Origin of the sequence: Pseudomonas sp. WP18, assembly GCF_036689585.1 — a bacterium.
Taxonomy (GTDB): domain Bacteria; phylum Pseudomonadota; class Gammaproteobacteria; order Pseudomonadales; family Pseudomonadaceae; genus Aquipseudomonas; species Aquipseudomonas chlororaphis_E.
Map to the genome: position 1 here is coordinate 1,484,300 of NZ_CP144758.1, position 25,741 is coordinate 1,510,040.

Genomic DNA, 25,741 nt, shown 5'->3' on the forward strand with positions numbered 1-25,741 from the left:
GCGCCTACAGGAGTTCCAATGCGCGTGTTGAAATTTGGCCTGGTGCTGTTGCTCTGGGTGTTTGCAGTCACGGCCCAGGCCGAGTTGAAGTTTCCGGCGCTGACCGGGCGGGTGGTGGACACCGCCCAGTTGCTTGAGCCGGCGGTGCGCGAGCAACTGGATGCGCAGCTCAAGTCCCATGAGCAGGCGACCGGCGAGCAGGTGGTCGTCGTCACGGTGCCAGACCTGCAAGGCGCCAGGATCGAGGACTTCGGCTATCTGCTCGGGCGCCACTGGGGCATCGGGCAGAAGGATAAAAACAACGGCGCCCTGCTGATCGTCGCCCGGGATGACCGTAAACTGCGCATCGAGGTGGGCTACGGCCTGGAGGACCGCCTGACCGACGCCCAGAGTTCGGTGATCATCAACCAGGTGATCACCCCGGCGTTCAAGACCGGCAACTTCAACAAGGGCATCAGCGACGGCGTGTCGGCGATGCTGGTGGTGCTGGGCGGCAGCCCGCTGGATGAACCGGCGCCGGTGTACAGCACGGACGAGCAGCAGGAGGGCGATTTCGTCCAGCGGCACCCGTGGCTGTTCGTCCTGCTGGTGATGCTGTTTATCATCACCGTGATGGTGTGCCAGGTGCTGGGCATCCTGCCCGTAAGCATCGGCAGCTCCAGCGGTTCCAGTAGCAGTGGTTCCAGTGGTGGTTTTGGCGGCGGTGACTCCAGCGACGGAGGGGGCGGCGGAGGCTTCAGCGGGGGCGGTGGCAGTTTTGGAGGCGGCGGTTCGTCGGGCGGCTGGTGACAATAATAATGAACGGGCATTTCTAACCATGGCATTACTGACTGAACACGAACAACGCAAGGTGGCCGAGGCCATTGCCCGGGTCGAGCAGGACACCGACGCCGAGCTGGTCACGGTGCTCGCCGCCCGTGCCGACGACTATGCCTACATCCCGCTGCTGTGGGCCAGCCTGCTGGCCCTGGTGGTGCCCGGCGTGGTGCATTACCTCACGGGCTGGCTGGCGATGCACAGTTTGCTGCTGGTGCAATGGCTCAGCTTCATCGGCTTGTGCCTGGTGTTTCGCATTCCCCGCATCACCACGCACCTGATCCCCCGTTCCGTACGGCATTGGCGCGCCTCCAACCTGGCGCGCCGGCAGTTCCTCGAACAGAACCTGCACCACACGGTGGGCGGCACGGGCATGTTGATCTTCGTCTGCGAGGCCGAGCGCTACGTGGAAATCCTGGTGGACGAGGGCATTTCCAAGCGCCTCGACAACAAGCATTGGGACGCCATCGTCGCCACGTTCACCCAGCAGGTGCGCCAGGGCCAGACGTTGCAGGGCTTCGTGAACTGCATCGAAGCCTGCGGCACCTTGCTCAAGGAACACGTGCCGGTGACCCAGGCGCGCAATGAATTGCCGAACCGGTTGGTGGTGTTGGGCTGAAGATCTGCTGTCGAACATCGTTGTGGCGAGGGGATTTATCCCCGCTGGGGGCGAAGCCCCCCAAAGAGCCGACGGCTGGAACGCCAAGCGATCTGGTCGCCTGTTTTTTTGAGGGCTGCTGCGCAGCCCAACGGGGATAAATCCCCTCGCCACATTAATTTCCCAATTCCCCGTGCCCTCGAACCCCATCCCCCCTAAAATACCCACCACTCCCGTTTCGCCCCGCCCCGAGGCCGCTTGTTCATGTCCGTTACCGCCACCCCCGCCCGTCCCGCGCCGGATCATCACGCCCAGTTCATCGAGCTGTTGCGCACCAGCCTTGCGCAAAACGCTTTCATCAAACTGGTACTGGCCAAGCATGTCGGGGATGAAGCGGACCTCCAGCGGTTGATCATCAAGCCGCTGACGGTCAAGGAGCAGCCGTGCCTGTCCTTCGTCTACCGCTACAAGACCCGCGACATCACCAAGAATTTCCCATTGGCCGAAGGGGTGGACACCGTTGCTGCGCTCTTGCCGGCGTCGTTCAAGAACGCGCACCTGCTGGCGGTCACCGACGAGGCGCAGCTGGAATACAGCAAGAAGGGCAAGCCTTCGCTGTTCAGGAGCAAGCCCCAGCAGTTGCGTGAGGTGCCGTCCGGCGAGCACAACCGCGAGAAGAACCGCTTCCTCGACCTGAGCCGGCCGTTCCTTGCCGACCTGGGTGTGACCAACCACAAGCACGAGCTGATCCCAGCGATGTCGCGCAAGTGGAAGCAGATCAACAAGTTCATCGAGGTGTTCAGCCATGCGCTGACGTCTTCGCCCCTGGCCCTGGACAAGCCGGTGCGGGTCTCGGATTTCGGCTCGGGCAAGGGCTACCTCACCTTCGCCATCCACGATTACCTGCGCAACACCTTGCAGGCCGAGGGCGTGGTCACCGGTGTCGAGCTGCGCGAAGACATGGTCAAGCTGTGCAACGAAGCGGCGGCGCGCCTGGAGCATCCGGGCCTGAGCTTCCAGCACGGTGACGTGCGCAGCGTCGCGCCGAGCGCGGTGGACGTGATGATCGCCTTGCACGCCTGTGACATCGCCACCGACTACGCGATCCACATGGGCATTCGCTCCGGCGCCTCGATCATCATGTGCTCGCCGTGCTGCCACAAACAGATCCGCCTGCAGATCCAGAGCCCAGCCTTGCTCAAGCCCATGCTGCAATACGGCCTGCACCTGGGCCAGCAGGCGGAAATGGTCACCGACAGCCTGCGGGCGCTGTTCCTCGAAGCCTGTGGCTATGAAACCAAGGTGTTCGAGTTCATCTCCCTGGAACACACCAACAAGAACAAGATGATCCTGGCGGTCAAGCGCGCCGAACCCATCGATCCGACCGAACTGCTGCGCAAGATCCAGGAACTCAAGGCGTTCTATCACGTCACCGAGCATTGCCTGGAGACCCTGCTGCGCGCGGATGGACACCTCTGACGCCGCCCCTGTGGGAGCGAGCTTGCTCGCGAAAGCGGTACATCAGCCCCATTGCCGTGGACTGCACACCGTCATCGCGAGCAGGCCTGTTTCTCTCTCGTCGTGCAGCCCGTCCGGTAATGCCGGGTTGGCGCTGCACGGCCGGGCCACCGGGCTACCTTTAATGCGTTCACCCTTCTCGCATACAAAGGAGCTCAACCATGGCCGCCAAGAAAATCCTGATGCTGGTCGGCGATTACGTCGAAGACTATGAAGTGATGGTGCCGTTCCAGGCCTTGCAGATGGTCGGCCATACCGTGCACGCGGTGTGCCCGGACAAGAGCGCCGGGCAGACGGTGCGCACGGCGATCCACGATTTCGAAGGTGACCAGACCTATAGCGAAAAGCCTGGGCACCTGTTTGCCCTCAATCATGACTTCGCCACTGTCGCCGCCGCCGACTACGACGCATTGCTGATCCCGGGCGGGCGTGCGCCGGAATACCTGCGCCTGAATGAAACGGTGTTGCAACTGGTGCGGGATTTCGATCTGGCCGGCAAGCCGATCGCGGCGGTTTGCCACGGCGCGCAATTACTGGCGGCCGCCGGCATCCTCGAAGGTCGCGAATGCAGTGCTTACCCGGCCTGCGCCCCGGAAGTGCGGCTGGCCGGAGGCACCTACATCGACATTCCGGTGACTCAAGGCCATGTCCAGGGCAACCTGGCGACCGCTCCGGCCTGGCCGGCACATCCGAACTGGCTGGCGGGGTTCCTGACCTTGCTGGGCACGGCGATCACGTTATAGCCATGTCGCCAGGCATCGCCAGCGCCTAGGCCACGATGGGGGGGCGGCGGTCAAACCTCCACCGGCACCGCCAGCTTCGGATCGCCCAGGGGATGACTCTTGGCGTCGAAGAACCGCAGCTCCACCGCCAATCCCTGGAACACGTTGGCGTAATGGCGTTTCTGGTGCTGGATGAATGCCTGGCTGCGCGGGTAGATCGAGATCGCCACGACCTTGGGGGCCGCCAGGCGAAGGGCGTCGACGATGTGCCGGTCCTGCTCGCCGAGGGCATGGCCGAACAGGCACAGGTTGTCGCCGTGATGCAGCAACTGGTCGTAGCAGAATGACAGGTAGTCGGAGCTGCGGATGGTCTTGAGCTTGTCCTGGCTCGGGCCTTCATTCACGAACAGCGGCACATCGTCGAGGGTCTTGAGGGTGTTGTTGATGGCGAAGCTGCCCAGCAACGTGCCTTCGGTGGAGCTCAACCTGCGCGCCATGCCGTCCTGGTTGCGCACCAGGTGCAGGCCGCCGTGCAGGTACAGCAGGCGCGGTTTGTCGGTGCTCACCTGGCTCAGATCGAAATGGTGATCGCTGCCCGTGAACAGGTCGGTGAGGGTGCCCGGCGCGTGCTGGATCGCCCAGTGATTGAGCAGGTCGTAGTTGGTGGTGAACACCGTGCGGTAGTGGCTCAACGCCTGATTGAGCGTCGCCAACATGGAAGGCTGCACCAGTCGCCACGGGATGTGCACCGCGTGCACGGTATTGATCAGCGCTTCCTTGATCGCATAGTAGCGGTTGCGCGGGGCGGCGGAGCTGACGGCCAGGGCCTTGTTGACCCGGCTGGTGGTCTTGAGCGCGCCGAGCACCTGCTCGAAGCTGCGCGTCTGCATCGCATCGAACACACTCAACTCCGACGGGCTCAGGGGCTTTTCCTCGACGGTGCGGGCGTTTTCGAACAGTGAGTCGTAGCCGAAATCGTCCCACACCGCGCGACTGGCACCATTGCCCAACAGCAGGCCGCTGAAGTCGGTGCTGGCCTGCAGGGCCGCCCAATCTTCAAGCCGGGCGTCGTATTCGTGGAAATCGGTCATCGCGAAGCTCATCCAAAACGTGGCAAAGGCAGGGCGCGACTTTATCACGACAAACTCTTGAGCCAGATCAAGGAACGCCGTGACTGATCGGTCAATCCTGTATACCCCTACCGATCCGGTCTCTTCCAGGAGCGTGTCCCATGAGCAGCACCTTTTTCATTCCAGCCGTGAACATCATGGGCCTGGGTTGCCTCGACGAGGCGATGACCGCCATTCGCAACTACGGTTTTCGCAAGGCCTTGATCGTCACCGACGCTGGGTTGGCGAAGGCCGGCGTGGCCGGCAAGGTGGCTGAGCTGCTGGCAGTCCAGGACGTCGATGCGGTGATTTTCGACGGCGCCAAGCCCAATCCAAGCATTGCCAACGTCGAGCTTGGGCTGGGGCTGCTGAAGGAGAGCGGGTGCGACTTCGTCGTGTCGCTCGGCGGAGGTTCGCCCCACGATTGCGCCAAGGGCATTGCCCTTTGCGCCACCAACGGCGGGCAGATCCGTGACTATGAAGGCGTGGACCGTTCCAGCAAGCCGCAACTGCCACTGATCGCCATCAACACCACCGCCGGCACGGCCAGCGAGATGACCCGCTTCTGCATCATCACCGACGAGACGCGCCACGTGAAAATGGCGATCGTCGATCGCAACGTGACGCCATTGATGTCGGTGAACGACCCGGCGCTGATGGTCGCGATGCCCAAGGGCCTGACGGCGGCCACCGGCATGGATGCGCTGACCCATGCGGTCGAGGCGTACGTGTCCACCGCTGCCACGCCGATCACCGATGCCTGTGCCCTGAAAGCCGTCACCCTGATCAGCAACAACCTGCGCCTGGCCGTGCGCGACGGCAGCGATCTGGCGGCGCGGGAGAACATGGCCTACGCACAGTTTCTCGCCGGGATGGCGTTCAACAACGCTTCGCTGGGTTTCGTGCACGCCATGGCCCACCAACTGGGTGGCTTCTACGACTTGCCTCACGGGGTGTGCAACGCGGTGCTGTTGCCGCATGTGCAGAGCTTCAATGCCACGGTGTGCGCCGCTCGCCTGGCTGAGGTGGGGCGGGCCATGGGCGTCGACGCGCCGAGGGCCACCCCGGAAGAGGGCGCACAGGCCGCCATCGCGGCGATCCGCAGCCTGGCCCAGGACGTGGACATCCCCGCCGGCTTGCGTGAATTGGGCGTACGCCTCAATGACGTACCGGTCCTGGCCTCCAATGCGCTGAAAGACGCCTGCGGCCTGACCAACCCCCGAGCGGCGGACCAGCGCCAGATCGAGGAAATCTTCCGCAGCGCGTTCTAATCGCCCTGGGGCGGCCTGGACCTCACGCAGGCCATCGCCGCCACACCCAGCAAGGCGCACATCGTCGCCAGTGGCCAGGCCTGTTGGCTCAGCAACAGGCTGGCCACGGCACCGATCACCGAAGCCAGCAGTTGATGCAGGAAACCGCTCAACGCCATGGCATAGGCACCGGCCACCGGCGAGCCTTGGTTGGCCAGGGACAGGCTGATGGGGTAGTTGACCGACTGGCCGAACACCGCAAAGCAATAGGGCAGCCAGAACAGCAAGGCGACGTGGCTCAGCGCCAGGCTGCTGACCAACATGATCGTGCTGCCGGCCAACACCAGGGCAATGCCCCAGCCCATCATCCGCTGCTGGCCGGTACGCAGCACGAAAGCATTGACCGTCAGCGCTCCGAGCAGGTACGCCGCGCTGATCGGCCACCCCAGCAGCCCGTATTCGATGGGCGACCAGTCAAAGCCTTCCTGCAGAATCAATGGCGCTGCGGTATTGAAGGCAATGATCACGCCGTAACCCAGCCCGCCGGCCAATGCCGGTCGCAAAAAGTGACGGTGCCTGAGTATCCGGGCGTAGATTCGCCAGGCCGATGGGCTGTCCTGGCTCGGCGCCACCACCGGAAACCTGGCCCGGGAGACCGCCGCCGCCATGACCAGGCTGGTGGCGCCCACCCCTTGGAAAATCGCCTCCCAACCCAGTGCAGCCTGGATCAACGAGCCCAGGTATTGACCGATGCCGAGGGCCACCACGAAGGCGATGGATATCCATGAAAGGGCCTTGGCCAGCAGGTCACCGCTGAAACTGTCGCGAATCAGCACCCGTGCCATCACCGAGATACCGCTGGCGCCGATGCCCTGGATCAGCCTCATCGCCAGGAATGCCTCGGCGTTGCTGCCCATCGGCAAGGCCAGGTTGCTCAGGCCGTAGAGCCCCAATGCCGCCAGCAACACCACCTTGCGCCCCAGCCGCTGGCTCAGGCTCCCCCACCACAGCATCGGCAGGGCCATGCCGATCAGGTACGCCGCCAGGCCCCAGGACACCCGGGAGGCGTCGGTTCCCAGGGCCTGGGCGATGTCAGGCAGGGCCGGCAAATAGATGCTCATGCCCAGTTGTGCCAGGAACACGGTCGTGCAGGTGACGATCAGGGTGGTGCGGTTGTTCATCAGGAGGCTCGTTTCATGGGCGGATGTCGCGTCCGTGGGCAGCCAGCAGTTGGGTGATGCCTTGGCAGAATTCGCTGATCACCTTTGGCTCCATATCGGCGCGCAGGGTAATACGGATCGCAGCCTTGCCTTGGGGCACCACCGGGAAAAAGACCGCCGAGGTGAAGTACCCTCGTTCGGCCAGTTCGGTCGCCAGGCTGTTCGCCAGGGTGGTTTCACCGCAAGGCACCAGTCGGATCGCCATGGGGCTGCCGTGCTGTTCGGTACGAACGAGGCGGTCGAAGAGGCGGATATTAGCCTGCAAACGCTCCTGCAAGCTGCCGAGCTCGCGGCTGTGGTGCAGGCGAATCGAAGCCATGCCGGCACCGATGGCTGCCGCGTTCAAGCTCTGGGACCAGTTGCTTGGCCCACCGTAGCGTTGCACCAGCGCCTTGTGCCGTTCGCTGCCGAACATCGCCAGCCCACCGCTGGCCCCGAAGGATTTCGCCAGCGAAGCGACGATCAGGGTGCGCTCGTCCAAGGCGGGCAGGCGCGAGCGGACCAGGCCCATGCCGCGCTCCCCGACGGCCGACAGCGCATGAGAATCGTCCAGGTAGAGAAACAGACCGTACCGTTGCTTGAGGTACATCAGGCTGTCCAGGTCCGCGAGGCCGCCCATGCTGTAGGCACCGTCGGCCACGTACGCCACGTTGCGCTGGCGCTTGCACACGTCCTCGATGAAGTCCATGTCGTTGTGCGCACAGGTGAGCACCTGGGTTTCATCGGCGCAAGCCGCCTTGATGTGATTCATCGAATAATGGGCCAGCTTGTCGAACACCATGACGGGCGATCGATTGTCCGAGAAGGCACCGCTGGCCAGCAGCGGCAGGATCCCGGCACTCGCCGCGCTGCACGACAGCGCACTGAGGCAACTGGCGCCGAACAGCTCCGACAATTGGGTCTCGTACTGCGCAAGGATCGCCAGCTTGCAGCGGTTCCTGGAGTTGGCGACTCGCAAGGTCCCGGTTTCCCACAGGGCGGTCATGGCGCCATCCAGCAAGGCCGGGTGGTAATCCAGCCCCAGGTAGGACGTGGTGCAGAAGTGATGGAGGGTACGGCCATATTGGTCGACCAGGACATTGGGCGTCTTGACCTCGACATTGAGCCCTGAGATTTTTCCGGCTTCAGCGCATTGCCAATCCTGATCCGCGAGGGAAATGACTTTACGGTAGTGGGTGAAGCGATGGGTGGGGTGTGCAGTCTGGTTCATGGTTCGATCACATTCCTTGATTCACGACGCTGTCCGTGGCGTGTTTCGTCGCCGTGTTTCCAGACTTTACAGCGCAGGGCCATAGGCTTTGAATCGGTCGTTTCCGGCATGTTTGAGTGTTACTGGAGACTTCTGCGTAGGAGTTTGCCTAGGAACCTGGACGGCAAATCCATTTGCGAGTGCGAGGTGCCGGCAGGTTATGCTCTGCGGGCTGGGGGGCTCTATTCTTTAATGGGGGGGCGTGGCTTGCGCCTCGGTCACCTGCGCTATCCTCATCATGACTTTCGCCCCTTTACCGCTGCACTCACCCGGATGACTCCAGCACCATGGACACCCGAAGCCACACGCCGCTGGCCAGTTACATCGACCTGATGCTGGACGCCGTGTGCGCGGTCGATGGCCAGGGGCGCTTCGTGTTTGTCAGTGCTGCCTGCGAGCGCATTTTCGGCTATACCCCGCAGGAATTGATGGGGCAGGCGATGATCGACCTCGTGCACCCCGCCGATCGCCAGCGTACCCTCGAGGCCGCGCGGGAGATCATGAACGGGGAGCCCAAGCTCAATTTCGAGAACCGCTACCTGCACAAGGATGGCCGGGTGGTGCACATCCTCTGGTCGGCGCGCTGGTCGCCGGTGGACCAATTGCGGATCGCCGTGGCGCGCGACATCACCGAGCGCAAGCTGGCAGAGTCGCGCCAGGCGGCGTTGTATGCGATTTCCGAGGCCGCCCATGCGGCGGCGGACCTGTTGGCGCTGTTCAAGCGCGTCCACCAGATCATCGGCGAATGGCTGCCGGCGTTGAATTTTTCGGTGGCGCTGTACGACGAGCAATGCGCGCAGTTGAACTTCGCCTATCACGTCGACGACCTGGAGCAGCAGCCCGAGCTTCCCGGCACGATGACCGGGCGTTTGTGCGCCGAGGTGATCCGCAGCGGCCAGCCGATCCTGTTGACGCCCGGTTGCAGCTCACTGCCGTCGGGGTTCTGCGACCTCGTGGCGCAGCCGGGCGCGCCCTGTTGGCTCGGTGTGCCGTTGAACTCGCAGAACGGCACGATCGGGGCGCTGATCGTCAAGAGTGCCCCGGACAACGAGCGCTACACCGAGCAGGACAAGGACCTGCTGCAATACGTCTGCGCTCAAATCACCATCGCCATCGAACGCCAGCAATTGCATGCCCGGTTGCAGCACATGGCGCAATACGATCAGTTGACCCAGGTGCCCAACCGTGAATTGCTGCGTGACCGGTTCAAGGCTGCACTGGCCAGCGCCCGTGCCGTGTCGGGGCGCATGGCCTTGCTGTACATCGACCTCGATCGCTTCAAACAGATCAACGACACCTACGGCCACGGTGTAGGCGACCTGTTGTTGCAAGCGGTGGCCAGCCGTCTCAAGGGCTGTATACGGGATGTCGACACCGTGGCGCGCATCGGCGGGGACGAGTTCGTGGTGCTGCTTCATAGCATCCAAGCGTTGGACGATGCTCACCGCGTGCAGGAAAAAATCCGCCAGGTGCTGAGTCAGCCGCTGCGGCTGGACGGCTATTGCCTGAGCATCGAGCCGAGCATCGGGGTCGCTTGTTTTCCCGACCATGGGGTCGAAGATGTGGCGCTGTTCCGTCATGCCGACGAGGCGATGTACGCCGCCAAGCGTCAGAACCATCGGGCATTCAGCCACTGAGCGTAGGTCGCCGTTCGTCGCGGCGAGGCACTTGAATCAAACTTTTCAGCCCTTTTGCCTTTCGAAACCCTGGCAGGTCCCGTGGTGGGGCCGCTGCCGAATGTTCAATTGAGGAGGGCGCGACCATGAACCGGATGGCCACCTTTTTTCGCACCACCAGCCTCGTCGTGTTGATGGGCCTGGGTGCCAACAGTGCCTGGGCCCAATCGCCTGCCGAATTCATCAACGACGCTTCCGCCAAGGGCATGGCCGACATCGAGGCCAGCCGCATGGCCCATGGCAAGGCTGAGTCCAGGGAGGTCAAGGACTACACCATCATGGTGATCAACGACCGTACTACCGCCAACCAACACCTGGCGAAGATCGCGAAGAAGCTCGACTTGCCCGTCGCGCCTCGGGAGGAAATGGCTGACAAGGCCAAGACCCTGATGCCGCAGGTGCAGGAGGGTGAGTCGTTCGAGGCCGCCTATGCCGCCAGCCAGGTCAAGGCCACGGAGGAGGCCATTACCCAGATCCAGGAGCAGGCCCAGACCACCGAAGTGCCTGAGATCAAGGCCTTCGCCGATGAGACCCTGCCCAAGTTGCAAACCCATCTGGAGATGGCCAGGGCGCTGCAAGCCAGCCGCTGAGCCGCTGCACCTTTTGACGTGAGGGCGACATCCATTGCCTTGACGGTGGCCGGGAAGACGCGAGGGGCATCACGCCCCTCGCGTCTTCGTATCAGCACTGATTCAGGTCAACGTTGCTTTTTTGCTCAAGGCCTTCAAGGTTCTTGACCTCGCCCTGGCCCATCGTCTGGTAGTGCTTCCTCAATGCCTCCAGTTGCTTGAGGTCCAGCGATTCGAGACCGAGCATCGCGTTCTGCGCCTCCGCCGTGGCTCGCAACAACTCATCGATCTTCAGGTGCAAGATGTCTGTGTCGCGGTTCTGCGTGTTCTGAATCAGAAATACCATCAGGAAGGTGATGATCGTCGTCGACGTGTTGATGATCAGCTGCCAGGTGTCGTTGAACTGGAAAAAGGGGCCGCTGATCGCCCAAAGCGCCAGTAATACAATGGCGCCCAAGAACGTCTTCGGGCTTCCCGCCCATAGAGCCAGCTTCTGTGCGATTTTTGCGAAGTTCATTGCCGTGTTCCTTAATGGGATTCACCTGTCTGGTGAGACAGCAACGACGCGTTGAAAATTCTGCTTACATTTGCACCGCTCCCACAGGTTTATTTGCGAGAGGCCCCGGGCCGATCAATTGATAACAACCAGCCGGTGTTGTGATGTGCAGTTCTCGGATTCTGCCTACAAGCCAAGCGGAAGGTGTCTGCTATCCACAGGAGTGACCCCGTGAACGTTATGAATTATCAAGGCTACGCCGCTCGGATTGACTACAGTGACGAGGACGGTCTGCTTGTAGGCCATATCGCGGGGATCAAGGATGTCGTCGGGTTTCACGGCGAATCTGTCAGCGAGCTTCGAGCGGCGTTCAAGGAGGCGGTGACTGACTACCTGGAGACGTGCGCCAAGCTGGGGCGCGCACCGCAGAAGCCTTATTCAGGCCATCTCATGTCACTGGAGTGTGCGCTTGAGGAAAAACAGGTTCAGCGCTTTGGGTTGCAGGCATTCCCGGACTTGGATATCCAGGGAAAGTAAATGTGGAGCGGGTGAAGGGAATCGAACCCTCGTTATCAGCTTGGGAAGCTGGAGTAATGCCATTATACGACACCCGCTCAGAGCGGCTGACTTTGTACCAGATGTGGGCGAGGATTTGAAGTTTTTCTTTGCCTGATGCGCGTGCGCTCGTCTACGCAGGCCTTGGATCAAAGCGGTCTTTCGCGGGCAAACCCCGTTTTGTTGGCGCGGGGCGGGGCTTGCTCGCGAGGACTCGTTTCAGATTGCCAGTGCATGGTAGTCCTGCACGAAGCTGTAGCGCGGACGGCTTTCGCGGTGTGTCGGCGTGAGGAAGTTCATCACGGCGTTGCGGCTGTCGCGGCAGGCGGCCTTGTGTTCCATGTCCAGGAAATGCCCGGTGGCTTGCACCGTGCTGAACGTACTGTGCCGGACATGGTTGGCAAAAAGCCTGGCGTCGTCGGCCGAGGTGTATTCATCCCATTCGCCGTTGAGGAACAGTACCGGCACGTTGATTTTTCTCGCCGCGTTGACGTAGCACTGCGGGTCGCTCTGGAGCACGTCAGTGATGTGGAAATGCATCTGGCCGTACTCATGCTCGGCCAGGCTGCTGACATGGCGATAGTTGAAGCGCTTGAACAGCGGCGGCAAATGCTTGCCGATGGTGCTGTTGACCAGGTGGCCGACCCGGTCGCGGTCCAGGTTGCTCAGGTAATCCACGCCACGCTCCAGGTAGTCGCGCATCGGTGCGTTGAGCACCGGCGAGAACGAACTGATCACCGCTTTTTCAATCCGCTGTGGGCGCTGGGCCAGGGCGCTCAACGTGGCGGCGCCGCCCCAGGAAAAGGACAGCACATGCTCGGCGGCAAAGTGGTCGATCAGTTCCAGGAGAATCTGCCCTTCGATCTCCTTGGTGAGCATTCTTTCATGCCGGTTGTGCGCTTTTGACTTACCCGCATAGGGCTGGTCGTACAACACAACGTTGAATTGCGGATGGAGGCTTTTGACGGTCTGTGCAAACGACGCAGTCGTGGCCATCGAGCCGTTGACCATGATGATGGTCTTTTGTGCGGCGTCTGCGCGATAGAACTCCGTGTAAACCCGATACTGACCTTGTATATCCAGCACAGCGATTTCTGGCCTCATGTCATAAGACTCCTGGCAAGCGGGTATGCGCGCAATGAGATTGCACGGGCAATGTGACAGGTAGGCATACGCCTGGAAGATAAGGCCCATGTCGATCCACTGAAGCGGTCGACGGGTGTTGTTGTAGGCGGGCAGTTTGCCGGGAGAGATACGGCGGAGCCTGGGGGCTCTGGCCGGCAAAAAGTTTCTTGGAAGTATGTTGTGACTCATCGGTCACATTTCGGCCGACGGTTTGATTCAAGCAGGGGGACGACCGTTGTGCAAGTACCGCTTGGAAAATTGTTCGACACTTCTGCCCGACGGTAATGGGCTCAGATCAGGCTGATCTCGTCAGCGCCCAGGGCGCGGTACTGGCCCGGTTCGAGAGCAGGGTCCAGCACCAGGGGGCCCATGCGTTCGCGGTGCAGGCGCAACACCTTATTGTCGAAGTGGCCGAACATGCGCTTGACCTGGTGATAACGCCCTTCGACGATGCTCAGGCGCGCCGTGGTCGGCCCCAGCAGCGTCAACCCTGCCGGTTGGGTGGTGAGGTCTTCGAAGGCGAAATACAGACCCCGCGCGAAGGTGTCGGCGTACTCGGCGGTGATCGGCTGTTCGGTTTCGACGTAATAGACCTTGGGCAGCTTGGTCTGCGGTTGGGTCAGGCGGCGCGACCAACTGCCGTCATTGGTGATCAGCATCAGGCCGGTGGTATTGAAGTCCAGGCGCCCGGCGATGTGCAGGTCGTCCTTGTCAGGTTCATCGAGCCAATCGAGCACGGTCGGGTGTTGCGGATCGCGGGTGGCGCTGACGCAGCCGGGTGGCTTGTGCAGCATGAAATACCGTGGACGTCGGCCCGCCTGCAGCACCTCGTCATCGACTTCAACACGACTGAACTCACGCACCTGGGCGTGCGGGTCGGTGACGGTCTGGCCGTCGATCCGCACCCGGCCCGCCACCAGTAACAGGCGGGCCTGCTGGCGATTGAATCGGGGTAGATTGCTGAGAAAGCGGTCAACGCGCATGGGGCAGTTCAGGCCAGGAAGAGGGCGCGCATCTTACGCGATCGGCCGGGGCTTGGCGTGCAGTTGGGCTTCAACCTGTGCACAGCGTGGGCACAGGCAGGATTGATCACGCAGCTCTGCCGGCAGCGCTTCGAGCACGGCCGGGTCGATGCTTACGCCAAAACACCAGCAGGCCCGGTCGACGGTCCTCGGATCGGCGAGTGAGCAATCATTGGCGCCACCGCAGGCGGGGCAAAGGTCAGGTTTATTCATAGCTGGAGTGAGGCATGTCCACACAGGTTCGGTTGCACCCGCTTTGCCGGGCGCGTTGCAGGGCATGATCGGTCCGGGACAGCAGGCTGTGCAAGGTGTCTTCGTCCTGCACCGTGGTCAGTCCGATGCTGACCGTGACCAGCAATTGTTTCCCGCTGCAGAAATAGCGCTGTTTTTCGATGTGCTGACGAATTTTCTCAGCGATTTTCAGACCGGTCTGTCCATCGGTGTCCTTGAGCAGGACGACAAAGGCATCGGTGCTCCAGCGACAGACGATGTCTGAATGCCGCAGGCTCTCAGTCAGGCTGCGGGCGAACCCGGTCAACAGTTGATCGGTGGCGATATGACCGTGAGTGGTGTCCAGTCGCTTGAAGTCGTCCAGTTCCACCAGCAGCGCCGTCAAGGGTCTGGGCTCACGCTGGGCTTCGTGCAGGGCTTGCACGGCCAGCAGATCGAAGCCACGGCGGTTTGGCAATTCGGTCAGGCTGTCGAGGGTGGCCTGGGCGTCGATGCGTTGCTGGTAGTCGTTGATCAGCCGATAAACAATGGTCAGGACCGCCAGTGTCACGAGCACGCCGATCAGCAGGTTCAGGTACAGCGTCCTGAGAATGTGCTCGCGTATCGAGGCCTGGGCTGCGTAATAGCCCAGCAACGTAATGATCAGGAAGCCAGTACCGAGCAGCGCCACCACCGCCAGCAGCGGCTTGCACAGGGAATACAACGGCGAACGGAGCGACATGGCGATTCCCTTGGCGCAGACCCAATGAAGTCAGTTTAGTGGCCTTGTGGGAAAAGACAGTCGATTTTGCCGGTTTGCAAGATTGTGGCGAGGGGATAAATCCCCTCGCCACAGGTACTGTTTACTCAAGGGTAGTTAGATAAGCCCGCCATCCCCCCAGATGGCTGATGTCCTGAGCGCCCTCCAAACCATACGACTCACAGATGAATCCGTTTTCCCAGCGCCCATCGGCCAGTTGCACCTTGCCCAGTCCCAACGGGGCGGGAATGCCAGTCAGGAACGAGCCCAGTTCACTGCTCGGCAGCTCCCAGACTTCGACCTCGATCGCCACGCCGCCTTCACGAACCCGAACCATGCCGGGGCGCGAGGGTGGGCCGCCGGGCAAGGCATGCAGGCGGTAGTCTGGCGAGCTTTGGGTGGCCTCGATCAGCCGGGCGCCGCGTTGCCTGAGCTGCCAGTTCAGCGCCAACCCGTCCAGGTGTGCGCCGCACACGACCAGCCGCGCCCGGTCGTGGCGCGCCGGGTGGACGGCAACGGGCAACGTCTTGTCCTGTTGACGCTGCAAGGCATCGGCCAGGCTCAAGAGGTACTGATCGGTGAAGGCTCGACCGAACAGCGTCACGCCCCAGGGCAAGCCGTTGGCCATGAACGCGCTGGGGACGGCGACGGCGGCGTAGTCCAGCAGGTTCATGAAATTGGTGTAATAACCCAGTTCCGAGTTGCGCAGTACCGGTTCGGCGGCCAGTTCGGCGAGGGTCACTGGCCGGCCGATGGTCGGTGTGAGTACGCAGTCAAGCGCGTCCATGGCTCGGTCGCATTGGGCTTTGAGCGCTTGCAGACGGTACCGGGCGCGGAAGGTCTGTACGCCATCTACCGTAGGCGCTTTCGCCAGCACGGCACGAATGACGGGCAGCACGGCGTCGGGCTCGCGCTCCATCAATGGGCCGGCGACGCTGTAGCGCTCGGCTACCCACGGACCTTCATAAAGCAGCCGTGCGGCTTCCAGGAACGGCGACAGGTCCAGTTCCACGGCTTCGCCGCCCAGGCGTTCGAGTCGTTTGACGGCTTCCTGAAACAGTTGCGGACCTTCAGGGCAACCGAAAAACGCCAGGTCTTGCTGGCGCGGCACACCGAAACGAAAGCGCCGAGGCACGCCGAACGCAGAGCCATCGTTCCACTGCGGGTTGTGGCGGCTGTAGTCGTCACGCGGGTCTGGGCGGGCTGTCAGCGCCAATAGCTGGCTGGCTTCCCTGGCCGTCGCCGTGAAGGTGGTGACGCAGTCCAGTGTGCGACAGGCCGGGACCACGCCCGCCGTGGAGATCAATCCCAGGGTGGCTTTCAATCCCACCAGGTTGTTCAGCGCGGCGGGCACCCGACCGGAGCCGGCGGTATCGGTGCCCAAGGCAAAACTTGCCAGGCCCAGGGCTACGGCCAGCGACGAGCCGGCGCTCGAACCGCCTGCCGGATAGTCGGGCAACACGCTGTTGCGGCAGGCGCCGTAGGGCGAGCGGGTGCCATTGAGCCCGGTGGCGAACTGGTCGAGGTTGGTCTTGCCCAGGGGGATCGCGCCCAGTGCCAGCAACTGCTCGACAATGGTCGCCGAGCGCGGCGGCACATAGGCAAACGCCGGGCAGGCTGCCGTGGTCGGAATGCCGGCCAGGTCGATGTTGTCCTTGATGGCAAACGGCACCCCATACAGCGGCAGGCTCTCCAGGTCGCGGCTTTCCAATGCGGCCAGGTAGGGCTCCAGTTCCTCGACCGTCAGCAGGTGGATGAACACGTGATAGTCCGGGTTCAGCGCCGCGGCTTTTTGGCGCAGTTCCAACAGCAATTTGCGCGGCGTCAGTTCGCCGCTGCGATAGGCATCGCGCAGGTCGTCCAAGCGAAGCGAAAGGTTCATGGTCTTAATCCTTTGATTGAGTTCAGTCACGTTCCAGCACCACGACGCGCTGTCCGGCGCGCACCGCCGAACCGGCCTGGACGCGCACCTCGCGCACCACGCCGGCCGAGGGCGCAAGCAGCGGGATTTCCATCTTCATCGACTCCAGGATGACCAGCACATCGCCGACGGCGACCCGAGCGCCAACCTGCACCTGGACCTGCCAGAGGTTACCGGCGATGTGGCTGTCGACGCTCAGTTGACCTTCGGTCAGCAGCGAATCTTCGCTCGGCGCGATGGGCGGTTCTTCACTGTCAAAGTGCGCCTGGCCACTGGCGATCCAACGCTCGCGCTCGGCATCGAAGGCACCTTGTTGCTGGCGGCGGAACGTGGCGATGCTGTCGGCTTCCTGCAGCAGGAAACGCTGGTAGTCGGCGAGGTTGAGCTGGCTGTGCTCGATCTTCAGGTCGAAGCGGCCCAGGGGGAATTCGCGGCGGATGTTCAGCAGCTCATCGGCGCTGACCGGGTAGAAGCGGATCTGATCGAAGAATCGCAGCAACCAGGGCTTGCCGTCGAATGCGGCGACGTCCCGATAACGATTCCACATCTGCAACGTGCGCCCGACGAACTGATAGCCGCCCGGCCCTTCCATGCCGTACACGCACAGGTAGGCGCCGCCGATGCCCACCGAGTTTTCCGCGGTCCAGGTCCGGGCCGGGTTGTATTTGGTGGTCACCAGTCGATGGCGTGGGTCGAGCGGTGTGGCGACCGGTGCGCCGAGGTAGACGTCCCCCAGGCCCATCACCAGATAGCTGGCGTCAAACACTGTGCGTTGCACTTCGTCGAGGTTGGGCAGGTCGTTGATGCGTCGAATGAACTCCAGGTTGCTCGGGCACCAGGGCGCGTCCTTGCGCACCGTGGTCATGTATTTCTCGATGGCCAGCTGACAGGCCGGGTCATCCCAGGACAGCGGCAGGTGAACGATGCGCGACGGCACTTGCAAGTCCTGCGCGGCGCACACGGCGTCCCACTCACCGGCGACGAGGCTCAGTAGATCGGCCAGGGGCAGTTGTTCGGGTTGATAGTGCACTTGAAGCGAACGAATGCCCGGCGTCAGGTCGATCACCCCGTGCAATTGTTTGTGTTCCAACGCCTGCATCAAGGCATGGGCGCGAAAGCGCAGCACCAGGTCCAGTTCGGGGGCGCCGATTTCCAGCAACAGATGAGTGTCGCCAGCCAAGCGAGCGACCAGGCAGGTATCGTCCTGCCCGATATCCAACACCACAGGCGACACGATCCCCTGTGGGAGCGAGCTTGCTCGCGAAGGCGATGGCACATTCAGCATTGATGTATCCGACAGACCGCTATCGCGAGCAAGCTCGCCCCCACAGGGAGCCCATTTCAGGGCCAGTGAGCGCGCGGTCGATATATCCACCGGCACGAATCGCACCTTGTCCCCCGCCTTGAGTTGCCCCAACTGCCAGAGATCCGCTTCGATCACCGTCACCGGACAGACAAAACCGCCCAGGCTCGGGCCGTCGGGGCCGAGGATGACCGGCATGTCGCCGGTGAAGTCCACGGCGCCGATGGCGTAGGGGTTGTCATGGATATTGGAAGGGTGCAGCCCGGCCTCGCCACCGTCGGCGCGAACCCATTCAGGTTTCGGCCCGATCAGTCGGACGCCGGTGCGGCTGGAGTTGAAGTGCACTTCCCAGGCGGTGTCGAAGAACGTCTGGATGTAGCGCTCGGTGAAATATTCGGGCGCGCCGTGCGGGCCGTAGATCACGCGGATCTGGCGCACGCTCGGCAGTTCCAGGATCGGTGCGCTCGTTGGCGGCAGCGTCGCTTGCTCATCCAGCGGCACCAGATGCAACACGTCGCCGGTACACAACGCCCGTCCGCCATGGCCGCCGAACTGACCGAGGGTAAAGGTGCTTTTGCTGCCCAGGTAATCCGGCACTTGTACGCCACCCTGCAGGCACAGGTAGCTGCGCGCCCCGGCACCGGAAATGTTGCCGATGGCGAGGGTGGAGCCGGCAGTGATCGACAACGGCGTGTTCATCGGTACGGCTTCACCGTCGAGTGTGAGGGCAATCACCGCACCGGTCACCGCCACCCGGGCATCGCAGTTGAAACGCAGCAGTGGCCCGTTCATGGTGATTTCCAATGCCGCCGCACCTTCTTCATTGCCCAGCAGGCGATTGCCCAGGCGCAACGAACGGCTGTCCATCGGTCCTGACGGCGGCACCCCCACTGCCCAGTAACCGAGGCGGCCGGGATAGTCCTGGACGCTGGTCTGGGTGCCGGGGCTGAGCACTTCAACGGTGTTGGCACGGTAGACCAACGTCTCCAGGCAGCGGGTCCAGGGCTGGCCGTTGGCAAACGGTGCATCGAGGAGAATCTGTTGCAGGTAGTCGCGATTGGTTTCGACGCCGTACAGCTGGCTTTCGTCCAGCGCTTGGTGCAAGCCCAGGCGGGCCTGCTCGCGGGTTGGAGCCCAGCGAATGACCTTGGCGATCATCGGGTCGAAGTAGGGCGGGATCTGGCAACCAGCCTCGACCCAGGTGTCGATGCGTAGCTGTTTGCCGTCGGCCTCGGGGAATTTCACGGCGGTCAGTAGCCCCGGGCTTGGCTGGAAGTCCCGACCTGGATCCTCGGCATACAAGCGAGCCTGGATCGCGTGGCCCTCGGCTTTTAAACCCTCGCTCAACGCTTTCAGTGGTGGCAGGTCTCCGGCTGCCAGTTGCACCATCCAACGCACCAGGTCCACGCCCCACACCTGCTCGGTGACACCGTGCTCCACTTGCAGGCGGGTGTTCACTTCCAGGAAATAGAAGCGCCCCGCATCGCTGTCGAAGACGAACTCCACGGTGCCGGCGCTGCGGTAGTTCACGGCCTGGGCCAGTTGGATCGCCGCTGCGCAGAGTTCGTCGGCCATGCCTTCGGGCAGGTTGGGGGCCGGCGTTTCCTCGATGACTTTCTGGTTGCGTCGCTGCACCGAGCAGTCGCGCACGCCCAGGGCGATCACCTGGCCCTGGCCGTCGCCGAACACCTGGACCTCCAGGTGCCGGGCCTTCTCGATGTATTTCTCGATGAACACTCCGGCGTCGCTGAAGTTGTTCTGGCCCAGGCGCTTGACCGCTTCGAAGGATTCGCTCAGTTCGGCGGCACTGCGGCACACGCGCATGCCGATTCCGCCGCCGCCGGCGGTACTTTTGAGCATGACCGGATAACCGATCCGGGTGCCGGCCAACAGTGCGGCGTCGAGGCTGTCGAGCAGTTCGGTGCCTTTGAGCAGAGGCACGCCGTGCTGTCGCGCCAGGTCGCGGGCGGTGTGCTTGAGGCCGAACACACGCAGTTGTTCTGGTGTCGGACCAATGAAGGCGATACCGGCAGCTTCGCAGGCTTCGGCGAAGGCTGCGTTTTCCGAGAGGAAGCCGTAGCCGGGATGAATCGCTGTCGCGCCGCTGCTTTTGGCAATCGCCAGAAGCTTGTCCACCGCCAGATACGTATTGGCCGCCGCGCCTTCGCCCAGGCTGTGGGCTTCGTCGGCCTGCAAGATATGCAGGCTGGCGGCATCGGCTTGGGAATACACCGCCACGCCTTGGACCTTCAGTTCGCCCAAGGTCCGCAGGATGCGGCAAGCGATGGCTCCACGGTTGGCGATCAGGATTTTTTCGAACATGGCATTGCCCCCTCAGGCATGCGTGCTGCCTGAACTGGGATGCGGGCCGTCCCGCAGTTGTCGATGGCCACCGGGGTCGTCCCCGTGAGCGAAATAATCAATCTTACAAACACTGCTGACCCCTGTGGGGGCGGGTTTGCTCGCGAAATCGGTGAGTCAGTCAACATCAATGTCACTGTCGTACCGCTTTCGCGAGCAAGCCCGCTCCCACATGAGGTTTTGGGTGTCAGTGCTGTTTGATGCATTGCCCCGATCGGCTCTGGCACAGCGTGAACAGCCAGCGACGCAGGCAGGTGAGTTTCAGTTCCATATCAAAAGCTCCGCTGGCGTGGGGTTGTAGGCGTTGCAGGGGTTATTCAGTTGCGGGCAGTTGGAGATCAGCACGATCACATCCATCTCGGCCCGCAGGTCGACGTATTTGCCTGGCGCCGAGATCCCGTCTTCGAAGGTCAGGCCGCCGTCGGCGGTGACCGGCACGTTCATGAAAAAGTTGATGTTCGGCCCGATATCGCCCTTGCCCAGGCGACCATCGTGGGCGCAGGCCCGCAGATAATTGTCACGGCAACTGTGCATGTAGCGTTTTTCCAGGGCGTAGCGCACGGTGTTGCTTTCCTGGGCGCAAGCGCCGCCGAGGGTGTCGTGGCGTCCACAGGTGTCCTCGACGATGGTCAGCATCGGGTGGCCGAGGTTGGAATACAGCACGCTGCCGGTGCTCAAATAAACGCTGTTTTGCCGGCGCAGGGTGCGCTGCACGTCGTAGCGCTCCTTGGGGTTGGCCAGGCTGTAGAACAGCGTATCGACTGCCTGGTTACCTTCCAGGTCGAGGATGCGTAGGGTCTGGCCTGCCTTGACCTCCACCAGCCAGGGTTCCCCGGCGGGAATCGTGGCACGGTAGACGGCGGTATCGGGTTGTTTGTGTGCGGTGGCGATGGCGAGTGACATGGCAGCGATCCTCAGGCGAACAGGCGGTCGGTGTTGATGAAGCCGCGCTGGTTTTCCGGGCGCGAAAGGCGGCAGTGCTCGGCGACGCTGGCATCGGCGTTCATCCAGCTGAGCTTGAGCGGTTGCGGGGCGTATTGCGGGTTCGGGTCCATCGGGTGTTGCAGCGCGGTCAGCACCACCAGGGTGTCCATCGGTGCGTACAGCTCGATGTAGTCGCCGGCCTTGGAATGGCCTTCGACGAAGTGAAAGTGGCCGGCCTCATCGACGTTGACCCGGCTGAACAGGTTGAGGGTCATCAACAGGTCGGATAGGCCCAGACCCCATTTGCCCAGTTCCACCAACAGGTTGTCGGTGCCGTTGCGAAAGAAGCCGTTGCGCAGTTCCTGATAGCGCCCCTGACCGTACTTTTGCGCGACTTCCTCGGCGCAGAGCACACCGCCCAGGCTGTCGCTCCAGCCGCAGGTGTCGGCGGTGATTGCCGCCAGTACCCGGCCCATGTCCGAGTAGAGGCAGTGGCCGGCGGTGAGTTTGGCGGTGTGTTGGCATTTGAGGCTGTCAGGCAGGTTCAGGCGTTCGGTTTTCTCGTTGGCATTGAGTAGCGTCAGGCTCACATTGGCCCCGCCGCGCAGATCGGTCAGGCGCAGCAGTTGGCCGCGCTTGAGCACGAACGAACGGTGGCCGCCGCCGGGCAGCAGTTCTTCGGCGAAGGGTGTAAACAAGCGGGTCGAATCGGTCATGGAAAAACTCCTTTCAAGCGATACGCAATGTGCCGGCCAGTTCGGCGGGCAGGGCGTCGACGGCGGCACGGGCGGTGCGGCGGTCGCTGTTCAATGGAATGTCGTAGGTGATGCGTGCGCCATAGGCGCCAGGGGCGTGGGGATCGACACGGACTTTGTCGAACACCAGCAGGCGCGTGCCGAGGCTGAAACCTTCGCTCAGGTCATGGGTGACCATGAACACGGTCAGCCGGGTTTCGCGCCACAGCTCCAGCAACAAGGCATGCATGTCCTTGCGAATGCCCGGGTCGAGGGCGCCGAAGGGTTCGTCCAGCAGCAGGACGCGCGGCTTCATGATCAGTGCCTGGGCGATGGCCAGTCGCTGCTGCATCCCCCCGGACAGTTGCGCCGGGTATTTATCCCGCGCATGGCCGAGTCCGACCTTGTCCAGCAACTGTGCGGCTTCTTCCCGGGCCTGGCGCTTGGCGCTGCCGAACAGACGGCCCAGCAGCGGCGAGCGCGGCAACTCCAGGCCCAGGGCGACGTTGTCCAGCACGCTCAGGTGCGGGAACACCGAGTAGCGCTGGAACACCACGCCCCGGCTCATATCCGGCTCGCCGGACAAGGGGGCGTCGTCCAGGAGAATCTGTCCACGACTGGCGCACTCCTGGCCCAGTAGCAATCGCAGGAAGGTCGACTTGCCGCAACCCGAGGCCCCCACCAATGTGCAGAACTCACCCTCGGCGACGTTCAGGTTCAAGCGCTCCAGTACCACCTGGTCGCCGTACTGTTGCCAGACGTTGTTCACCGTAATGAAGCTCATGCCTTCGCCCCCTCATACCAGGGGAACGCCTGCCGGGTCAGGCGCTTGAGGCCCCAGTCCATCAGCCAGGCGAGCAGGGTGATCCACACCACGTACGGCAAGATCACGTCCATCGCCAGGTAACGGCGCACCAGGAAAATCCGATAGCCCAGCCCATCGGTGGAGGCGATGGCTTCGGCGGCGATCAGAAACAGCCAGGCCGAACCGAGCATCAGTCGCAGGGAAATCAACAGGCGCGGCAGTAATTGCGGCAGCACCACCCGCAGCATCAGGGTCCAGGTCGAGGCGCCGAGGGTCTGGGCCTTGATCAGCAGCTCGGAGGGGATTTCCCGGGCGCGCTGTTCCAGGTCCCGGGCCAGGCTCGGGGTGATGCCAATCACGATCAGCATCACTTTGGACAACTCTCCCAGCCCGAAGACGATGAACAGGATCGGCAGGATAGCCAGCGGCGGCACCATCGACACCACGGTGAGCAGCGGCGATAACGGCGCGCCCAATAGCGGCAACGTGCCGGCGGCCATGCCCAGGCACAGCCCGGCCAGGGCACTGATGCCCAGGCCGATGACTAACCGGCGCAGGCTTGAGCCGGTGTCTTGCCAGAGCAGGTACTCGCCGCTGCGGGCGTCAGCGGTGAAGGCCAGGCGCTTGACCGCATCGGCCATTTGCACGGCGCTGGGTAGCAGTTTGTCGTTGGGATTGTCCGTCAACCGTTCGGCCGAGCCCATGAAGTAGGCGAACAACACCAGCGCGAAAGGCAGGATCACCAGCAACAAGCGGCTGGGGCGATCCGGGTAGCGGTTGATCAGGCGCATGCCAGGTCCTCCGGTTTACAGCTTGGCGTCGGCGGCCAGCTGTACGTAGGTCGGGTCAAAGCGCAGCTTGAGGTTGGCCTTGTCGCCGCGGGTCACGCCATTGGCGAACGTCATGCCGACCGCGTTCGTGTCCTTGGCGCCTTCGCCCAACAAGCCGTGCTGAAAGGAGAACTCGGCCACCTTGCCCATGGTGGCGGGCAGTTGTTCGCTGGTGGCGAAGTTGAGCGCTTCTTTGGGGGTGGCGAACAACTTGGTGGTGTCCAGTTGCGCCTGGAAACCTTTGAGGTCGGTGCCCGAGGCTTTGGCCATGTGTTCCAACGCGGCCTGGCTGGCTGCGTTTTTCGCATTCATCAGCGCCACCACTTCAAACCAGGCGCCGGTCAACGCTTTGCCCAGGGCCGGGTTGTCCTGCAAGGTCTGGGTATTGACCACCATCATGTCCATGATCTCGCCGGGAATCTGGCTGGAGTTGAACACTTCACTGACGCCTGGCTGGGCCTTGATGTCCGAGAGCATCGGGTTCCAGGTGGTGACGGCCTTGACCTGATCGGTGTTGAACGCGGCGGAGATGTCGGCGTCGGAGGTGTTGACGACTTTCAGGTCTTTTTCGGCGAGGCCGACGGAGTCCAGGGCGCGGGCCAGCAGGTAATGGGACACTGACAGTTCCACCAGGTTGACGTCCATGCCCTTGAGATCGGCCACTTTCTTGCCCTCGCCCTTGAGGACGATGCCGTCGTTGCCGTTGGAGAAATCGCTGACGATCAGCGCGGTGCTGTCCACGCCACCGGCCGCGGGAATGGTCAGGGCGTCCATATTGGTCATGGTGCAGCCGTCGAACTGACCGGCGGTGTACTGATTGATGGATTCAACGTAATCGTTGAGCTGCACGACATCGATCTTGATGCCGTACTTTTTTGCCCATTTGTCGACGATGCCTTGGCTGCCGGCGTATTCCCAGGGCATCCAGCCGGCGTAAATGGTCCAGCAGACGCTGAAGTGGTCTTTTTGTGCGGCAGCGGATGAAAAGCTCACGAGGGCCGAGAGGGCGGCGAGGAGCAAGGCGGACAGACGAAGCTTGAGCATGGTGGTTCTCCAGTTGATCAAGGGCGGACAGGAGCAACGCGGCACCGCGAACGGTGGCTTGTCTCCCGGGCTTTTGTCCCGCCGTGTAACCTCAACTGGAGGTCGCCAACTCTCGGACCAGCCACTCGCCAGAAGCGAGCCGGAACCCTAGTCAGCCATTGCAAATTGTGGTGCCGCGAACCTGTGATGACTCCTGCACGGGTTTGTTAAAGCGAGAGACGTGCCAACTCCGGCAAAGGCCCGGGCCAGAGACGGCAGGTGTTGGGGAAGGAGGGGCGAGGGCGGATTTGTGCTTGCTTGTGGTGCTGTCGCGCACCGGAAGAGGGCGACGAGGGACATGTTTCCAGTTGTTGCCATATCGCACCAGATTCCGATTTTGCTGTCTGAATATTCGTCAGTCATCCAAAGACGACTGCCGCCCATCAGCGTCGCTGATGTGGCCCATTCGCGGTCCAGGAGGCCGCCATGTATCGACGACTGCTGCTCCTTGCGTTTCTCGGTTTGACTCTTTCGGCCTGCGTGCCTTACTACGACGGAGACTCGAGCTACTACCGTTCAGAGGTCTACACTTCACCCGCGCCGGTCTACTACGGGGGCGCTGGTTATTATTCGGCCCCACGTGGCTATTACGCACCGCGGTATTACCAACCGGCGCCGCGCTACTATTCGGCCCCGCGCTACTACCAACAAGGCCCGCGCTATTACGCGCCACCGCGGGCCGCCTACCGGCCTTATCCGAACCGGGGTGGCTGGGATGGCTGGGGCGGTCGCGACCGGGGCGGCTGGAATGACGATCGAGGTGGACATGATCATCGAGGACGCGGTGATCATGACGGACGAGGCAGAGGCGGCCACCGCTGATCCCCTGGCAATAAGAAGCGGCGCATCGAGCGCCGCTTTTTTTTGCCTGGCTTACACCCACGT

The 25,741-nt window shown here is 62.6% G+C and carries 23 protein-coding genes, 1 tRNA gene, 1 pseudogene and 1 riboswitch; of the genes and pseudogenes, 9 read left to right on the top strand and 16 right to left on the bottom strand.

Annotated features, from left to right (window positions below):
- The first annotated feature begins 18 nt into the window (after positions 1–18).
- The 4 genes from V5F23_RS06545 to V5F23_RS06560 all read left to right on the top strand — a co-directional run bounded on the left by V5F23_RS06545 (position 19) and on the right by V5F23_RS06560 (position 3,675).
- Positions 19–789 (top strand): TPM domain-containing protein, encoded by a 771-nt coding sequence (locus tag V5F23_RS06545; protein WP_042731081.1) that lies wholly within the window; start codon positions 19–21, stop codon positions 787–789.
- Positions 790–817: 28 nt separating this feature from the next.
- Entirely contained in the window at positions 818–1,435 is a 618-nt protein-coding gene (locus V5F23_RS06550) for a TPM domain-containing protein (protein ID WP_042731080.1), read from the top strand.
- A gap of 243 nt (positions 1,436–1,678) precedes the next feature.
- On the top strand, positions 1,679–2,893 hold the full coding sequence (locus V5F23_RS06555) for an SAM-dependent methyltransferase (RefSeq protein ID WP_042731079.1): 1,215 nt from the start codon (positions 1,679–1,681) through the stop codon (positions 2,891–2,893).
- A gap of 200 nt (positions 2,894–3,093) precedes the next feature.
- Complete coding sequence (locus V5F23_RS06560; protein ID WP_042731078.1) at positions 3,094–3,675, top strand: DJ-1/PfpI family protein; 582 nt, start codon at positions 3,094–3,096, stop codon at positions 3,673–3,675.
- A 50-nt stretch (positions 3,676–3,725) separates the two neighbouring features.
- Here V5F23_RS06560 and V5F23_RS06565 read toward each other — a convergent pair whose 3' ends face one another.
- Complete coding sequence (locus V5F23_RS06565) at positions 3,726–4,745, bottom strand: DUF4917 family protein (RefSeq protein WP_042731077.1); 1,020 nt, start codon at positions 4,743–4,745, stop codon at positions 3,726–3,728.
- Positions 4,746–4,885: 140 nt separating this feature from the next.
- Between V5F23_RS06565 and yiaY the strand changes: the two genes are divergently transcribed.
- Positions 4,886–6,034 carry an L-threonine dehydrogenase gene (gene yiaY, locus V5F23_RS06570; protein ID WP_338474376.1) on the top strand — a complete coding sequence of 383 codons (1,149 nt, stop codon included), beginning with the start codon at positions 4,886–4,888 and terminating at the stop codon, positions 6,032–6,034.
- Here the strand turns inward: yiaY and V5F23_RS06575 are convergent.
- Positions 6,031–7,194, bottom strand: a complete 1,164-nt coding sequence (locus V5F23_RS06575) for an MFS transporter (RefSeq protein ID WP_042731459.1) — start codon at positions 7,192–7,194, stop codon at positions 6,031–6,033. The genes yiaY and V5F23_RS06575 overlap by 4 nt on opposite strands.
- 13 nt (positions 7,195–7,207) lie before the next feature.
- Entirely contained in the window at positions 7,208–8,443 is a 1,236-nt protein-coding gene (locus V5F23_RS06580; protein WP_042731458.1) for an aminotransferase class I/II-fold pyridoxal phosphate-dependent enzyme, read from the bottom strand.
- Between the two features lie 326 nt (positions 8,444–8,769).
- Between V5F23_RS06580 and V5F23_RS06585 the strand changes: the two genes are divergently transcribed.
- Both V5F23_RS06585 and V5F23_RS06590 read left to right on the top strand, forming a co-directional pair.
- A complete protein-coding gene (locus tag V5F23_RS06585) occupies positions 8,770–10,119 on the top strand; it encodes a diguanylate cyclase (protein WP_042731457.1) in 1,350 nt (449 codons plus the stop codon).
- Between the two features lie 125 nt (positions 10,120–10,244).
- Entirely contained in the window at positions 10,245–10,748 is a 504-nt protein-coding gene (locus V5F23_RS06590) for a DUF4142 domain-containing protein (RefSeq protein ID WP_042731456.1), read from the top strand.
- A gap of 91 nt (positions 10,749–10,839) precedes the next feature.
- Here V5F23_RS06590 and V5F23_RS06595 read toward each other — a convergent pair whose 3' ends face one another.
- Positions 10,840–11,244, bottom strand: a complete 405-nt coding sequence (locus tag V5F23_RS06595) for a low affinity iron permease family protein (protein ID WP_042731455.1) — start codon at positions 11,242–11,244, stop codon at positions 10,840–10,842.
- A 210-nt stretch (positions 11,245–11,454) separates the two neighbouring features.
- Between V5F23_RS06595 and V5F23_RS06600 the strand changes: the two genes are divergently transcribed.
- A complete protein-coding gene (locus V5F23_RS06600) occupies positions 11,455–11,760 on the top strand; it encodes a type II toxin-antitoxin system HicB family antitoxin (RefSeq protein WP_234407889.1) in 306 nt (101 codons plus the stop codon).
- Positions 11,761–11,763: 3 nt separating this feature from the next.
- On the opposite strand, the gene V5F23_RS06605 is transcribed toward V5F23_RS06600, so the two are convergent.
- From V5F23_RS06605 to V5F23_RS06660, 12 genes and pseudogenes are all read right to left on the bottom strand, one after another.
- A tRNA-Gly gene (locus V5F23_RS06605) sits at positions 11,764–11,837 on the bottom strand.
- Positions 11,838–11,997: 160 nt separating this feature from the next.
- The gene (locus V5F23_RS06610; RefSeq protein WP_042731453.1) at positions 11,998–12,882 is read right to left on the bottom strand and encodes an alpha/beta hydrolase; all 885 of its coding nucleotides are present in this window, start codon (positions 12,880–12,882) and stop codon (positions 11,998–12,000) included.
- Between the two features lie 311 nt (positions 12,883–13,193).
- Positions 13,194–13,886 carry a pseudouridine synthase gene (locus V5F23_RS06615; RefSeq protein WP_123579521.1) on the bottom strand — a complete coding sequence of 231 codons (693 nt, stop codon included), beginning with the start codon at positions 13,884–13,886 and terminating at the stop codon, positions 13,194–13,196.
- 33 nt (positions 13,887–13,919) lie between these two features.
- A complete protein-coding gene (locus V5F23_RS06620) occupies positions 13,920–14,138 on the bottom strand; it encodes a cysteine-rich CWC family protein (protein WP_123579520.1) in 219 nt (72 codons plus the stop codon).
- Positions 14,131–14,748, bottom strand: a pseudogene (locus tag V5F23_RS06625) (GGDEF domain-containing protein); the annotation flags it as partial. The pseudogene V5F23_RS06625 and the gene V5F23_RS06620, both read right to left, overlap by 8 nt.
- 250 nt (positions 14,749–14,998) lie before the next feature.
- Positions 14,999–16,777 (bottom strand): allophanate hydrolase, encoded by a 1,779-nt coding sequence (gene atzF, locus V5F23_RS06630; protein ID WP_212803483.1) that lies wholly within the window; start codon positions 16,775–16,777, stop codon positions 14,999–15,001.
- A gap of 22 nt (positions 16,778–16,799) precedes the next feature.
- Complete coding sequence (gene uca / locus V5F23_RS06635) at positions 16,800–20,441, bottom strand: urea carboxylase (RefSeq protein ID WP_338497817.1); 3,642 nt, start codon at positions 20,439–20,441, stop codon at positions 16,800–16,802.
- Between the two features lie 300 nt (positions 20,442–20,741).
- Positions 20,742–21,383 (bottom strand): urea amidolyase associated protein UAAP2, encoded by a 642-nt coding sequence (locus V5F23_RS06640; RefSeq protein WP_042732480.1) that lies wholly within the window; start codon positions 21,381–21,383, stop codon positions 20,742–20,744.
- An 11-nt stretch (positions 21,384–21,394) separates the two neighbouring features.
- On the bottom strand, positions 21,395–22,120 hold the full coding sequence (locus tag V5F23_RS06645) for an urea amidolyase associated protein UAAP1 (protein ID WP_123579516.1): 726 nt from the start codon (positions 22,118–22,120) through the stop codon (positions 21,395–21,397).
- 13 nt (positions 22,121–22,133) lie between these two features.
- Positions 22,134–22,922, bottom strand: coding sequence for an ABC transporter ATP-binding protein (locus V5F23_RS06650; protein ID WP_042731928.1), 789 nt, complete (start codon positions 22,920–22,922; stop codon positions 22,134–22,136).
- Positions 22,919–23,734 carry an ABC transporter permease gene (locus V5F23_RS06655; protein ID WP_042731927.1) on the bottom strand — a complete coding sequence of 272 codons (816 nt, stop codon included), beginning with the start codon at positions 23,732–23,734 and terminating at the stop codon, positions 22,919–22,921. The genes V5F23_RS06650 and V5F23_RS06655 overlap by 4 nt, the downstream gene beginning before the upstream one ends.
- Positions 23,735–23,749: 15 nt before the next feature.
- Positions 23,750–24,817, bottom strand: a complete 1,068-nt coding sequence (locus tag V5F23_RS06660; RefSeq protein ID WP_042731926.1) for a putative urea ABC transporter substrate-binding protein — start codon at positions 24,815–24,817, stop codon at positions 23,750–23,752.
- A 60-nt stretch (positions 24,818–24,877) separates the two neighbouring features.
- Positions 24,878–24,979: riboswitch (guanidine-I (ykkC/yxkD leader) on the bottom strand.
- Between the two features lie 303 nt (positions 24,980–25,282).
- Here V5F23_RS06660 and V5F23_RS06665 point away from each other — a divergent pair.
- Positions 25,283–25,678: a hypothetical protein gene (locus V5F23_RS06665; RefSeq protein ID WP_080922149.1), complete on the top strand. Its 396-nt coding sequence runs from the start codon at positions 25,283–25,285 to the stop codon at positions 25,676–25,678.
- The last annotated feature ends 63 nt before the right edge of the window (positions 25,679–25,741 follow it).